The sequence below is a fragment of the Arthrobacter zhangbolii genome, assembly GCF_022869865.1.
Lineage (GTDB): Bacteria > Actinomycetota > Actinomycetes > Actinomycetales > Micrococcaceae > Arthrobacter_B > Arthrobacter_B zhangbolii.
On the sequence record NZ_CP094984.1, the window covers coordinates 3,167,215 to 3,181,597 of the forward strand.

Below are 14,383 nucleotides of genomic sequence, written 5' to 3' on the forward strand. Positions count from 1 at the left end.
GCCGGGACGGTGGCTTAGTTAGGTGAGGTTTCGCTTGCTGGAAACCCCGCACCGACAGGCCTACAACAGAGACATGGCCACTCTGTTCCGTCTCCCCCGCGCGGTCCGCCGCTATCCGCTGGTGTTCGCCACCGTGCTGGCGGGTGTGGCGGTTCTGCTGCTGCAGTGGGCCGGTGCGGGCACTGCCGCTGCCTGGACCGCCAGCCTCTTCGCCTCGGCGGTGGCACTGAAAACCGCTGCGGGCATGGTCCGGGACATCCGGGCCGGCAACTGGGGGCTGGATATTCTGGCGGTTATCGCCATTGCGGCCACGGTTGCCGTGGGGGAATACCTGGCGGCGCTGATCATCGTGCTGATGCTCTCCGGCGGGCAGGCCCTGGAAGACTATGCCGCCGGGCGGGCCCGCGGTGAACTGGATGCCCTGCTGGAACGCGCACCGCAGCGTGCGCACCGGTTTCCCGGCGGCGACACCACAGCGGCCGCCGAGGACATTCCGGCCACGGAGGTGGTTGCCGGTGACCTGCTGCTGATCCGTCCGGCCGAGGTGGTGCCGGTGGACGGGGAACTCGTCTCCCCCGAAGGCGGCTTTGACGAATCCTCGCTGACCGGCGAGCCGCTGCCGGTTACCCGCTACGCCGGCGACGCCGTGCTCAGCGGTTCGGTCAACGGCACCCGCGCCGTACTGCTGCGGGCCACCGCCACGGCGGAGAACAGCCAGTACCAGCGCATTGTTGCGCTGGTGGCCGAAGCCGCAGGGTCCAAGGCACCGGTGGTCCGGCTTGCAGACCGTTTCGCGGTTCCCTTCACTGCTGTTTCCCTGCTGATCGCCGGGGTGGCGTGGGCGTTGAGCGGTGACCCCGTGCGGTTTGCCGAGGTGCTGGTCCTGGCCACGCCGTGCCCGTTGCTGATTGCCGCTCCCGTGGCATTCCTGGGCGGAATGAGCCGTTCGGCCCGCGCCGGGATCATCGTCAAGGGCGGAGCCGTGCTGGAGCAGCTGTCCAAAGCCGAGAGTGCGGCCTTCGACAAAACCGGCACCTTGACGCACGGGCAGCCCGAACTCGTGGAGGTCCGTCCGCAGCCCGGCTTTGGGGCGGAGGAAGTGCTCGGCCTGGCGGCCTCGGCAGAGCAGTACTCTTCCCACGTCCTGGCCGCCGCGGTGCAGCAGGCAGCCGCAGCCCGCGGACTTGGCCTCCAGTCCTCCCGGGACGCCCGGGAAGTGGCAACCAACGGTGTGGAAGCCGTGCTGGGCGGGCACACCGTCCGCGTGGGCAAGGAACGCTTTGTGGCTGAAACCGCCGCTGACACGGTTCCGGCACACCTGGAACCGGGCCAGATGGTGGTTTACGTCGGCATCGACGGACACTTTGCCGGCACCCTGATCATGAGTGATGCGGTGCGGGAAAACGCCGCCGCCACCCTGCACCGCCTGGCCGCACTCGGCATCCGGCGCACCGTGATGCTGACCGGAGACGGTCCGGGCACGGCAGGCGCCGTGGCGGCAGGACTCGGGATCACCGATGTCCGGGCCGGGCTGCTGCCCGCGGACAAGGTGGACGCGGTACGCACGCTCTCGCCCCGGCCGGTGATTATGGTGGGCGACGGCGTCAATGACGCTCCGGTGCTGGCGGCCGCCGACGTCGGCATCGCCATGGGGGCGCGCGGCTCCACCGCCGCCAGCGAATCCGCCGACGTTGTGCTGGTGGCCGACGACATCAGCCGGGTGGCCGACGCCGTGGAGATCGGCCGCCGGACCATGCGGGTGGCTTTGAGCAGCATCTGGTTGGGCATCATCCTGAGCGTAGGGCTGATGCTGACCGCCGCCTTCGGGTTCATTCCCGCGGTGGCCGGCGCCCTGACGCAGGAAGCGGTGGACCTGGCGGCCATCCTCAACGCCCTCCGGGCACTGCATGGCGGCCGGCGGCCGGGTGCCGCCGCCCGGGAGACGCGCTCCGGGGCAGACCGCGGGGCAGGCAGCGACGCGGATGGTGGGACAGACGGCGACGCGGATGGTGGGACAGACAGCGGCACGGACGGCGGGGCAGGCACCGGGACGGGCGGTGGGACAGGCACCGGCGCGGACGGCAGCATGGACGGCGGGACAGGCAGCGGGACGGACTCCGGCCCAGGCAGTGGGCAGGACAGCGGGCCGGCACCGACAAAGCCGTTTTTCCGGGCCGAATAAGCCTGCACCCTCTCTCCCCCACCCGCACACCGGCATCGGGATACGCCGATGAGCAGGTACGCCGATGACGGGACAAATGTGCCGCCGCGTTGGTGCCGCTATGGCTTTGCACGGGTTCCGGAGGCAGGCTATTGAAGCGGGGAAAATCCCGCGTGCACCAGCCGTCGGGGCGCCGACCCAGGGGTGAGAAGTGGATACAACCGAAAGCCCGGTCGCATGATCCCGCCCATGCTCGCCACCTTTGCGGTCCTCGCCCTGGCAGTCGCGGGATTTATGACCAACCGGGTGCCCCTCGTGATCGTCGCGCTCTTTGTTCCAGTGGCACTGTGGGCCACCGGTGTGCTCACGCTAAACGAAGCCCTGCAGGGTTTCAGTGACCCGATCACCCTGTTTATTGCCTCGCTGTTTGTTCTCAGCGAGGCCCTCGACGCCACGGGAATCACTGCATGGATCGGACAGCAGCTAGAACTTCGCTCCTCCCTGAGCCGCACCGGCCTGCTCATCACCATCATGGCCGTCGCTGCACTCCTCTCCGCGGTGATCAGCATTAACGGCGCCGTCGCTGCACTGCTGCCCGTCGTCGTCGTCGCAACCGCGCGGGCCGGCGTCGTCCCCTCGCACATGCTGATTCCGCTGGCCTTCGCCGCGAGTGCGGGATCGCTGCTGACCCTGACCGGAACTCCGGTGAACATCATCGTCTCGGACCTCTCCGCCAGCTCCGGCGGGCGGGAGTTCGGGTACTTCGAATTTGCCCTGGTGGGGCTCCCCCTGGTTGTGGTGACAACTCTCCTGGTGGTGCTCCTCGGCCGCAGGCTCCTGCCCGGGCGCACGCCCGAGCGGCTCGCGGAGGCGGGGGCTGACCCGCGGGCCCGGGTGAAGTCCTGGCGCGAGAGCTATACGGCCGACCTCGACACGGAACGGCTGTTCACGGGAAAAATGGGTGCCGTCGAGGTCCTCGTCGCGCCGCGTTCAACGCTGATCGGACGCATCGTCAGCCCAGGCATGACCACGCAGCGGGAAGACCTGGTCATCGTCGCGCTGCACCGCGGCGGGACCGCCGATGCGGCTCCCGATGATCCCGCCCCGCCCGGGACCCTGACGCTGCGCGCCGGCGACTCGGTACTGGTCCACGGCCCCTGGGACGCGCTGCGCCGCTACGTGCAGTCCGCTGATGTCATCGCCGTCGAACCGCCGCATATCCTCCAGCGGGGCGTACCGCTGGGACGCGGATGGCGCCGCTGCCTTACCGTGCTGGCCGCCACGATCCTGCTGCTGGCAACCGGCCTCCTCCCGCCGGTAATGGTGGGGCTGCTGGCCGCAGCCGCCCTGGTCCTCCTGGGGGTGGTGACCGTGCCGCAGGGGTTCCGGGCCATTTCCTGGAGCACCGTGGTCCTCATCGGCGCGCTTATCCCGCTGTCCTCGGCTTTCGTTTCCTCGGGCGCGGCAGATGGGATCGCCGCCCTGGTCCTGGATTCAGCCGGCGACGTGTCCCCGCATTTGGCCCTGCTGGTGATCTGCGTCCTCGCCCTCATCCTGGGCCAGTTCATCTCAAACGTGGCCACCGTGCTTGTGATGGGGCCGGTAGCGGTGACTTTCGCGCAAACGCTCGGGGTCAGCGTGCTGCCCTTCATGATGGGACTCAGCGTCGCCGGGGCCGCCGCCTTCCTCACCCCCATCGCCACCCCGGCCAACCTCTTGGTGATGCAGCCCGGCGGATACCGCTTCGGAGACTACTGGCGCCTCGGTTTGCCGCTCTCCTTGGTTTTCCTCGCCGCCGCAGAGCTGTACGTGCCGCTCATCTGGCGGTTCTGAGCTTTCGGGGCGCCGGGCCTAAATGCCTGATCCCGGGTAACGGTGCGGCGCCGATGGCCGCAACAGGGCGGGAACGAGGATAATGGGCCATGGTCCGGCGCCCGGACCGCTGCCGGTAATGCTGCCGGCACTAAGGGTTTCGACGCTAGGGGAATGTCCATGACGCTGGTCGACAATGCGGTCTACGTGGACGGCAAACGCAGTCACGACCCGGACAGCCTGGACGAGACCTTCGAGCTGACCCGAACCTCCGGCGGCATGGCCTGGATTGGCCTCTACCGGCCGGACGAAATAGAGCTGCTGGCCTTGGCCGAAGAGTTCGGGCTGAACCTGCTGATTGTCGAAGACGCCCTGGCCGGCCATCAGCGCTCCAAGCTGGAGCAGTACAACGAGCAGCTGTTTGTGGTGCTTCGCCCCGCGCGCTACCTGGACGACGTCGAACGCGTGGAGTTCGGGGAGCTGCACCTCTTTGTGGGACCCAACTTTGTGGTCACCGTCCGGCACGCCGAATCCCCTGACCTTGCCCGGGTGCGCAAGCGGCTGGAGCAGGAACCGGAACTGCTGATGCTCGGGCCGCAGGCGGTGCTGTACGCCGTACTGGACCAGGTGGTGGATGAGTACGCTCCGGTGGCGGCCGGACTTGAAAACGACATTGACGAAATTGAGGACCAGCTGTTCGGCGGCGACGCCGAGGTCTCCCGCCGCATCTACGAACTCTCCCGCGAGGTGATCCAGTTCCAGCGCGCCATCTCCCCGCTGCAAACCGTAGTGGGGGAACTGCGCAACAACGCTGACCAGTACGGCGTTCCGGCTGAGCTGCGGGACAACCTGGGCGATGTACTGGACCACGTGCTGCGGCTGATCGACCGGGCCAACGCGTACCGCGCCATCCTGGAAAACGCACTGACCCTGTCCTCCACGCTGGCCTCGAATCGGCTGGCCGAAACCAGCATTGAGCAGAACGAGCAGGTGAAACGGATTTCCTCCTGGGCCGCCATCCTATTTGCGCCAACCCTGGTGGGCACCGTCTACGGCATGAACTTCGAGAACATGCCGGAACTGTCCTGGCAGTTCGGTTATCCGCTGGCCCTCCTGGGAATGCTGGTGACCGGGATAGTCCTTTACCTGACCTTCAAGCGGAATAAGTGGCTGTGATGTCCCGGTGGACGGGCCGGACGCTGCTGGCACTGGTGCTGCCCGCCGCCCTGCTGTTGGCGGCATGCGGGGACGCCGCCAACAGCGCCTCACCGGACGACGGCGGCACCGCCCCGGACGCCGACGTCACCGGGGCCTGGGGAGACACAGCCAACCCGAAGGCACCGTCGCTGGAGTTTAATCCCGGCGGGCGGGTTAGCGGCACCGACGGCTGCAACCGGCTGATGGGCCACTGGAGCATCGAGGGCACCCGCGTCACCCTGCAGGACATGGCCTCCACCATGATGCTCTGCCACGACGTGGATGAATGGCTGTCCGCCGGTACAGCGGCCGACGTCGACGGCGACACCCTGCGGATCTACAACCAGGCAGGCACCGAAATCGGGGTCCTGGCGCGTCCACGCTCCGGGGCCTGACAGACACCGGGCCTAACAGAGGGAACACCGGCGGGGAGAAAGGGATGCCGTGTCCGAGGCAGCACCAACAGCACCGGCCATCCTGCGGCTGCCGTTCACCGGCCGCTGGCTGACGCAGAACAGCCCTGCCAACCGCGTCCCCAGCCACGGCACCGACCTGTTCGGCACCGCCTACGCCATCGACTTCGTGGCCGTGGACGCACACGGCCGGTCCGGACCGCCCGGATGGCGGTCCCTGCTCTCCACGGAGGCGCCGGAGATCTTCCACGGCTTCGGGGTGTCGGTGCTGGCACCGGCGTCGGGCACCGTGGTCTCCGTGCACGACGGCGAACCGGACCATCAGGCACGCCGCTCCCAGCCCGCACTGCTCGCCTACGCCCTGACGCAGCGCGGGCGGGTGCGGCAGGGCCCGAACGCAATTGCCGGCAATTCTGTGGTGATTGCCCTGGAACCGGAGGGCCCCTTTGTGCTGCTCGCGCATCTGGCCTGCGGCTCCGTGGAGGCGGTGCCGGGTGCCCGGGTTCGGGCAGGCGTCCGGATTGGCGCCTGCGGAAACTCCGGCAACAGCACCGAGCCGCATGTCCATCTCCAGGTCACGGACTCTATGGACTGGGGCACCTGCCGCGGCCTGCCAGTGGCTTTTCTGCATCCCGGAGGCGGGGCCGGACCGTGGCTGCCGCGCAACGGAGAGGTTTTCGACGCGGGTTAGGCGCGGGCTGGACGCAGGTTAGGCGCGGGCTGGACGCGGGTTAGGCGCGGGTTAGGCGCGGGCTACCGGCGCCGCTTCTGAAACCCGGAATACCCAGGGACAGTCCCGGGTTGGTCCTAAGGGAGCCTAAGTGCACAATGGATTTCGGCTCTTTTACGGCCCGTCCCGGGACACATCCCGGCCCGGCACCCACTCTCCAGAACGGCAGCAAGCACCTTGAAAAACCTTTCCCCGGAGACGGTCAGGCCCTGGCCCGCACTGTGGTCCCTGGTCATCGGCTTCTTCATGATCCTGGTGGACTCCACGATCGTAAACATCGCCACCCCGGCCATCATGGAAGACCTTGGCGCAGGCCTGGACCAGGTGATCTGGGTGATCAGTGCCTACCTGCTGGCCTACGCGGTGCCGCTGCTGATTACCGGACGGCTGGGCGACCGCTTTGGTCCCCGCCGCGTTTACCTGATCGGACTGGTGGTCTTTACCCTGTCCAGCCTTTGGTGCGGCTTTGCCAACAGCGTGGATGCGCTGATTCTGGCCCGTGTCTTCCAGGGCTTCGGCGCGGCACTGATGACCCCGCAGACCATGTCCGTGATCACCCGGATCTTCCCACCGGAAAAGCGCGGCACCGCTCTGGGTCTCTGGGGCGCCACGGCGGGCGTCGCCACCCTGGTGGGACCGATCCTCGGCGGCGTCCTGGTGGACGGCCTGGGCTGGGAATGGATCTTCTTCATTAACATCCCCGTGGGTGTGGTGGGCTTTATCCTCGCCTACCGGCTGGTGCCCCGGCTCTCCACCTCGGTGCACCGCTTCGATTACCTGGGCGTGCTGCTCAGTGCGGCGGGCATGTTTGCGCTGGTCTTCGGTATCCAGGAAGGCGAGAGCTATGACTGGGGCACCATCGCCGGGCCCATCTCGGTCTGGTCGCTGATCATTGCGGGCATTGTCCTGCTGGCCCTGTTTGTGCTCTGGCAGCGCCTGAACCGTGCCGAACCGCTGCTGCCGCTGAAGCTCTTCCGGGACCGCAACTTCTCGCTGGCCAATATCTCCATCACCGGCATGGGCTTCGCCGTGACCGCGTTCTCCCTGCCGCTGATCCTCTTCGCGCAGAACGTTCGCGGACTCAGCCCCACCCAGGCCGCCCTGCTGCTGGCCCCGATGGCTGTCCTGTCCGGCGTCCTGGCCCCGCTGGCGGGCAAAACCGTGCAACGCGGCAACCCCAAGTTCATCGCCGTCGTCGGCTTCGCCTCCATGGCCGCATCCCTGATCTGGCTCGGCGCACTGCTCAGCCCGGATGTGCCGTACTGGCAGCTCGTGCTCCCGATGCTCCTGATGGGCTTTGCGAACGCCTGCATCTGGCCCTCCGTCTCGCTCACCGCCACCCGCAATCTGGCCGCTGATGTCGCCGGCGCGGGATCCGGCGTCTACAACACCACCCGCCAGTTCGGTGCCGTGATCGGCAGCAGCGCCATTGCCGCCATCATGCAGTCCCGCCTCAGTGCACACCTGGGCGCCGGGGCGGCCGACGGCGGGACGGCACCTGCCGCCGGTGCGTTCCCGGAGGCGCTCAAGGCAGGCTATTCGGAGGCCATGGGCCAGTCGCTGTACCTGCCTGCCGCCGTGATCATCGTGGCCCTGCTGGCGGCGCTGTTCTACGCCAAGCCGGCCCCTGAGCTGACTTCCCGCGGCGCCCCCGGCAGTGCCCGCGGGGATGCCGCAAAGAGCACCGCGGCCTAGCAGACTTCGGCCCGGCGGCCGGAGCCCGCGGGGCGTAGGTCCCGCGGGCGGGCGGGTGCTGGTCCGGCCGCGGGCGGGAAAATCGACCGGTGGGAAAATCGACCGGTTTGCGTTTTTTCAGCCAGTCCAAACTGCGCGAAAGAATTCAAACAGTGCGAAAGAATGCTTATCGGCCGTAAAACCGGCGTCGGCGGGTACGCTCGCGCCATGACTATCGTCTCGAAGTTTTTCGCCGGGGTGCTCCTCGCCAACGCCGTTCCACACGGCGTCAGTGCCGTGCAGGGCAAGCAGTTCCCGACCCCGTTCGCCTCCCCGCCCGGCGTCGGGCTCTCCAGCCCCCTCGCCAACGCCGCGTGGAGTGCCCTCAACGCCGCGGGCGGCGCCGCGCTGCTTGGCGGGGGCGTGACCGGACCCCGCGATCGCGCCGCTCTACTGGCGGGGACCGTCTCCATGGGCTTTTTCCTGGCCTGGTACTTCGGCAAAGCGGATCGGCCCGCGAACGGACCGGACACGGCCATATCCGGGCGGACCGCGTAGGAGGCTGGCCGGTCAGCATCTGCAGGCAGCCCAGTCCGGGACCGTCGCGGCAGCCCCAGTCCGGGCCGGACGCGGCAGCCCAGTCCGAGCTTGCGCAGCCCAAAAAACCCGTCGCGGCAGCCCCAGCCCAATCCAAGCTTGCGCAGCCCAAGACCGGCGCGGTGGCCTCCGCGCCGGGTCCGGCTTCGGGGCTACTCCTTCTTCAGTTTGTCCTGCGCCGCTCCGGCAGCCTTCTCCACCACGTTGGGCACGTCCGTGGTCCCGTAGAACCGTGCGTCCGGACGGGTGGGCGGAGGCATGGGAGCCGACGTCGTCGGTCCGTCATGGTAGCTGAACTCACCGTGTCCGTCCGGCGTGGGTCCGGACGCCCAGGAGCCTTCGGAAGCATGCTCGCCGTCGGAGAAGTTCAGGTACTGGTAGGAGACTTCCCGGTATTCCTTGTTGAGCGGGAAGTTGCTGGGGACCGGAAGCTGTTCCATATTCTCCGCCTGAAGTTCCAGGGCCGCGGCGGTCCATTGGTTCTGGTGCATGGTGTCCCTGGCGAGCAGGAAGGACAGCAGATCCCGCACGCCGTGGTCATCCGTCATGTGATAGAGCCGGGCGACCGCGAGGCGACCCTGCATTTCGATGTTGGCATTGGAGGTGAAGTCCGCGAGCATGTTGCCGCTGGCGGTGATGTAGCCGCCGGTCCAGGGGTTGCCGTTGCTGTCCACCGGGCGGGCGCCGGCACCAGCGACAATGGCGTGCTGGACATCCATGCCTCCCATCACTGCGGCCACCGTCGGATCGGACTGCACCGCGTCATTGGTGATGCCCAGCGGGGCCTTTTCCAGCAGTTGGGCGATCATCACGGCCAGCATTTCCACGTGGCCCATTTCCTCGGCTGCGATGCCATAGAGCAGGTCCCGGTACTTGCCCGGCACATGGGAATTCCAGGACTGGAAGCCGTACTGCATGGCCACGGTAATTTCACCGTATTGTCCGCCCAGAACCTCCTGCAGCTTCCGGGCATAAACGGCGTCGGGCTTGTCCGGGGTGGATTTGAATTGGAGCTCCTGCTTATGGAAAAACATGTCATTCCTCCGCACCTTGTGGACCGCCGCGTGAGACGAGCCTCCGTTTGTTGGGGGCCGTGGCCGGTCACAGTGGTCCCAACGTAGACCGGTGTCCGGAGGCAGGGAAGAGCAAACCTGCCCCTTTCCGCGGCCAGACGGGAACCGCCCGTTTCAGGTCCCGGCCAATTGCTCCCGGCACGGGTAGTCTGCTTGCCATGGTCTCCCCCGAACTCCCGCCCGCGCCGCCTTCCGATCCAGCCGGTGCATCACCGCAGGTCACCGACGATTTCGCCGTCCGCCGGCACACCCTCCCCTCAGGACTTGGCTACACCACTACCACCGGACGGATGGTCTTCCGGAAGGAGGAGGTAAAGGACGGGAAGTCGGACGGATTCCAGCCCAAGGCGGAGATTTTTATGACCGCCTATACCGCCGATGCCCCGGAGAACGGACCCAACCGCCGGCCCGTGGTGTTCGCCTTCAACGGCGGGCCGGGGTCCGCCTCCGTCTGGCTGCACATGGGCCTTCTGGGCCCGCGGATGGTGGACTCGGGCGACGCCGGGGCGCTCACACCGCCGCCCTTCGGCCTGGTGGATAACCCGCAGACCCTGCTGCAGCACTCGGACCTGGTGATGATCGACCCGGTGAACACCGGCTTCTCCCGCGTGGTGGACGGCAACGACGCCGGCGAGTTCCACGGTTTCGAGGAGGACCGGGACCTGGTGGCCGAGGTGATCCGGCTCTGGACCACCCGCAACAACCGCTGGCTGAGCCCCAAGTACCTGGTGGGCGAGTCCTACGGCACGCTGCGCGCCGTCGCTGTGGCCGGGAAGCTCTTTGACGCGTACGGCCTGGCGGTCAACGGCCTCGGCCTGATTTCCACCGTACTGAACATGGCCACCCTGGACTTCGCACCCGGGCGGGAAACCCCGTATCCGCTGCACCTGCCCACCTATGCCGCCATTGCCCATTATCACGGCCGCCATCCCGGACGGGAACTGGCCGACGTCGTGCGCGAAGCCGAGGAGTACGCCTCCCGCGACTACGTGTACGCCCTGCACCAAGGGGCGCGGCTGGACGCCGGGGAGTACGACGACGTCGTCCGCCGGCTCGCGGAAATCACCACCCTGGACGAGGGTTTCATCCGCCGCACCAACCTGCGCTGGGACTATGCCATGTTCTCCGCCGAACTGCTGCGCGGGGAGAACCTGTCCGTGGGTCGCATCGACGGCCGGTTCGCTGCCGCCCCGGCGCACCAGCAGGACTGGATCAACTGGGACGATCCCAGCCTCACCGCTATCAACGGGCCGTACTCGGCAGCGATTAACCACTACGTGCGTGCGGAGCTGGGGTACGAGAACGACCTGCCGTACGAAATCCTCACCGGCCGCGTCCAGCCGTGGAGCTACAAGAACTTTGAAGGGGTTCCCGTGGACGTCACCGGCACGCTGGAACGGCTGCTGGTCCACAACCCGTCACTGCGGGTGCACGTGGACTACGGCTATTACGACGGCGCCACGCCGCACTTCGCCGCAGAGTATGTGTGGGCGCACATGCGCCTGGACGAGGATGCCCGGGCACGGTTCTCACACCACTACTACGAGGCCGGGCACATGATGTACGTCAAGCCGGAGTGCCGGGTGGACCAGCTGCGCAATCTCGCGGAGTTTGTCGCCGGCGCTTAGGGCTCGGCAGTCACTCCGGGCGGCGGAACAGGGCGGTAAGCAGGAAAGATTCGCCAAACCACGGAGAATCCCGGTCTTGGGTTGCCATTGGGCGGATTTCGATCTCGCCCAGGTCTGCGAAAACCCACCGAAGATCGTCCGGACTGAAGGCTATCCCTGCTTCAAACTCCCCATCTTGGTAGAGCTGCTCGTCTGGTGCTTCTGCGCCCATCTTGCCCCTGGCAAAACAGGCCAGCCCCAAATACCCGCCGGGCGCGAGGGTCCGCTGCAGGAGTTGCAGGTAGCTGATCCGGCGGTGCGGGGGAAGGTGATGCAGACAGCCCGAGTCGTAGACCAGTCCGTACGGTCCAGGCAACGCATCAGGCGGAAGCGTGAAAGCGTTGCCACAGGTGAAGGAGACGTCCAGCTGCCGGTCTGCAGCCCGTTCCCGCCCCCACTTCACCGCAGCCGAGGAGAGGTCTACGGCGTCCACGGCGTATCCGCGCTCAGCAAAAAAGAGGGCATTGCGCCCGGGCCCCGAACCCAGATCCAGTACACGGGTCGGCGAGAGCACGCCTTCGCGGACCCACCGCGCCAGGTTCTCATCGGGCTTGTCCGCAAAAAACGGAACGGGCCGGGTGCGGTCTGCGTAGAAGTTGTTCCACCAGGCGCTCCCGGCGTCGCTGGTCCAGCGGACCGATTCACGCGCAAAGAGCCCGTCCATCAGGTCGAGGAGGTCTTCAACGGACCGCATCCTGCGGTTGATCGAGGGTTCGCTCATACCGCCACACCCTATACATGATCAGCGGGTGGCGAAGTGCACCCAGACGCCCGCACCCCAGATGCCACCCGCGGTTAGCGCCAACGCGAGTTCAGCCAGGATGCCGATCCCCATCGCCTTCAGGGTGGCCAGGCTGGAGGACCAGGCGGTGGACAGGTTCCGCTGCCGCTGCCATTCGCTCAGCAGCAGGCCGGCGGCGAACCCGACGAACAGGCCAACGGCGGGGATGGTGAACATTCCGACGACGCCGAGCACCACGCCGGCAACGATGGAGCGGGTGGGAATCTGCCGCTGCTTCAGCCGCCGCCCGGTGAGAAAGAAGCTGGCGAGCATACCGGCAACCAGCAGCACCGCACCGATCCCGAAAGCCCACCAGCCCGCCGGGCTCTGCACGCCGAAGGCCCAGCCCAGCAGGGCAATGATGATCAGGATGCTGCCGGGCAGCACGGGCACCACTATGCCGGTCAGTCCCACGGCAATCACGAGGGCAGCCGCAAGGGTTACAAGGAGATCGGGATCCATTCCATCAGTCTTGCACCGCTTCCCCGCGACCGGCGTATTTCCTTTCGGGTGGTTCGGCGCCGGCGAATGTACAGATACGGGGCTTAAACCCGCCGAATAAGCCCGTTATGTGTACACCGGACGGTCATGCCCTGCTGCCGGGTTGGGTTTCAGCTGCCGGATTGGGAAATCGCTCCGCTGCAAACCGGCAGGGATTTCCCAAACCGGCAGATTCATCCCCAAACGTAGTGTTATCGCGCTCCTAGGGCCCCCTAAACCCGGACGCACTGCCTCCCTCAGGTGGAGAAATTAGTAAGGATGCTTATAAGCTGGCATCTTCAGCCCGATTCCCCGGACGGAAACAGGAGATGCAGTAATGAGCACCGACCCAGAGAACCCCGCCAACACTTCCTCGAACGGCCGCGGCGCCAACGACGGCGGCCCTCTGCGGGACCGCTCGGAACGGTCTGCCGCAGCTGCTGAGACCGCGGGCACCGTTCCCGCAGACGGTCGTAGGGTTGAAGACACCGGCACACGGGTGAGCGACGCAGCCTCCGCCTCAGCTGCCGATCAGGGTCAGGTACCGGGCCGGCATACGGGCAGCCACGCCGGTAGCTACGCCACGGATCCGGACGGCGGGCGCAACGATACCCGCGCAGTCCCGGCAGCAGAGATGCGCAACGACAGCACCGCCGGCGAGGACACCTCCACCCGGGCCGTTCCCACGCACACCACCGGCGAGGACACCCGCACCCGGGCCGTCCCCACGCACACCGCCGGCGAGGACACCTCCACCCGGGTCGCTCCGGTAACGGCAAGCCGCGACCTGCCCGGCGACTCCGGCGGTGACCGCCGCGCCCACAGGACTGCGGAGGACGGCGATGCAAGGAACGCGCGGAACGATCGGCACAGCGACGGTGTGGCGGGCGACGCCGCCCTGCCGAACCGGGACGCCCTCCTGGCCTTGGAAAAGGAACGTTTCGGCGGCATGAAGTTCGGCTCGGCGTTCTTCGGCTGGCTGACGGCCACCGGTATGGTGGTGCTGCTGACGGCGCTGGCCGCCGCGATCGGCGCCGCCATCAACCTTTCCGCCGAAACGGATCTGGGGGCGGCCCTCGAATCCGCCGCCGCCAACCAGTCCGCCGGTATTATTGGCGCCGTCATCATGCTCGCAGTACTGCTGCTTTCCTACTTTGCCGGCGGTTACGTTGCCGGCCGAATGGCACGCTTCAACGGTCTCAAGCAGGGCCTGGCTGTGTGGCTGTGGGCGCTGATCGCGGCCGCCGTCGTCATTATCCTGGGCCTGATCTACGGCAGCGATATCCGTAGCATCAGCCAGCTGAACTCCGTGGCTCCGCTGCCGGAGGATCTGAACAACGTCAGCCCCGGCACCTGGATCGCCGTGGCCGCGAGCCTGGTGGTTACACTGCTCGGCGCCGTGCTGGGCGGACTGGCCGGTATGCGCTTCCACCGCCGTATTGACCGTGCCGATTTCCGCACGGAAGACACCGTCACCCGCTAGCGGAGCGCCCTCGGATCCAAAACGGCCGCTGCTCCTCCGGGTTTCCGGGGGTGCAGCGGCCGTTTTTAGTAGGTCGGCCGGTTTGTGTGGCCGGGTGGTTTGCTGCTGGTTTTCCGCTGCCCGATCCGCAGGATTTCCCACTCTCTGGTACCCCTGCGGCTGCTGTGACCTCACCGGTACCACCGACACCACTGGGTGGGATGCTGTGCACCCGACCAGTACTACCTTGCATAACCCTTGGAGCCGGGCCTCACATCATCGTCCACGGCACCTGTTCTAACCCGCTGTATAAACAAACCGGGGCCCCGCAAACGC

General features: G+C 67.1%; 12 protein-coding genes. 9 read left to right on the forward strand and 3 right to left on the reverse strand.

What is annotated here, in order from left to right:
• Positions 1-73 precede the first annotated feature (73 nt).
• The 7 genes from MUK71_RS14780 (at position 74) to MUK71_RS14810 (ending at position 8,545) form a co-directional block, all read left to right on the forward strand.
• Positions 74-2,182, forward strand: coding sequence for a heavy metal translocating P-type ATPase (locus tag MUK71_RS14780; protein ID WP_227928408.1), 2,109 nt, complete (start codon positions 74-76; stop codon positions 2,180-2,182).
• 216 nt (positions 2,183-2,398) lie between these two features.
• Positions 2,399-3,994: an SLC13 family permease gene (locus MUK71_RS14785; RefSeq protein WP_227928407.1), complete on the forward strand. Its 1,596-nt coding sequence runs from the start codon at positions 2,399-2,401 to the stop codon at positions 3,992-3,994.
• Positions 3,995-4,153: 159 nt separating this feature from the next.
• On the forward strand, positions 4,154-5,149 hold the full coding sequence (gene corA / locus MUK71_RS14790; RefSeq protein WP_227928406.1) for a magnesium/cobalt transporter CorA: 996 nt from the start codon (positions 4,154-4,156) through the stop codon (positions 5,147-5,149).
• Positions 5,149-5,565 (forward strand): META domain-containing protein, encoded by a 417-nt coding sequence (locus MUK71_RS14795; protein ID WP_227928405.1) that lies wholly within the window; start codon positions 5,149-5,151, stop codon positions 5,563-5,565. Before corA ends, MUK71_RS14795 begins: the two co-directional genes overlap by 1 nt.
• 49 nt (positions 5,566-5,614) lie before the next feature.
• On the forward strand, positions 5,615-6,274 hold the full coding sequence (locus MUK71_RS14800) for a M23 family metallopeptidase (RefSeq protein WP_227928404.1): 660 nt from the start codon (positions 5,615-5,617) through the stop codon (positions 6,272-6,274).
• A 216-nt stretch (positions 6,275-6,490) separates the two neighbouring features.
• On the forward strand, positions 6,491-8,008 hold the full coding sequence (locus tag MUK71_RS14805; RefSeq protein WP_227928403.1) for a DHA2 family efflux MFS transporter permease subunit: 1,518 nt from the start codon (positions 6,491-6,493) through the stop codon (positions 8,006-8,008).
• Positions 8,009-8,215: 207 nt separating this feature from the next.
• Positions 8,216-8,545, forward strand: coding sequence for a hypothetical protein (locus MUK71_RS14810; protein ID WP_227928402.1), 330 nt, complete (start codon positions 8,216-8,218; stop codon positions 8,543-8,545).
• A 191-nt stretch (positions 8,546-8,736) separates the two neighbouring features.
• Here the strand turns inward: MUK71_RS14810 and MUK71_RS14815 are convergent, their stop codons facing one another.
• A complete protein-coding gene (locus tag MUK71_RS14815; protein WP_227928401.1) occupies positions 8,737-9,618 on the reverse strand; it encodes a manganese catalase in 882 nt (293 codons plus the stop codon).
• Between the two features lie 197 nt (positions 9,619-9,815).
• Here MUK71_RS14815 and MUK71_RS14820 point away from each other — a divergent pair, with 197 nt between their 5' ends.
• Complete coding sequence (locus tag MUK71_RS14820; protein WP_227928400.1) at positions 9,816-11,285, forward strand: S10 family peptidase; 1,470 nt, start codon at positions 9,816-9,818, stop codon at positions 11,283-11,285.
• Positions 11,286-11,295: 10 nt separating this feature from the next.
• Here the strand turns inward: MUK71_RS14820 and MUK71_RS14825 are convergent, their stop codons facing one another.
• Positions 11,296-12,045 (reverse strand): class I SAM-dependent methyltransferase, encoded by a 750-nt coding sequence (locus tag MUK71_RS14825; protein ID WP_227928399.1) that lies wholly within the window; start codon positions 12,043-12,045, stop codon positions 11,296-11,298.
• Positions 12,046-12,066: 21 nt separating this feature from the next.
• Positions 12,067-12,567, reverse strand: a complete 501-nt coding sequence (locus MUK71_RS14830; protein WP_227902850.1) for a DUF456 domain-containing protein — start codon at positions 12,565-12,567, stop codon at positions 12,067-12,069.
• A 355-nt stretch (positions 12,568-12,922) separates the two neighbouring features.
• Here MUK71_RS14830 and MUK71_RS14835 point away from each other — a divergent pair, with 355 nt between their 5' ends.
• Positions 12,923-14,068 carry a TIGR04086 family membrane protein gene (locus tag MUK71_RS14835; protein ID WP_227928398.1) on the forward strand — a complete coding sequence of 382 codons (1,146 nt, stop codon included), beginning with the start codon at positions 12,923-12,925 and terminating at the stop codon, positions 14,066-14,068.
• Positions 14,069-14,383 lie beyond the last annotated feature (315 nt).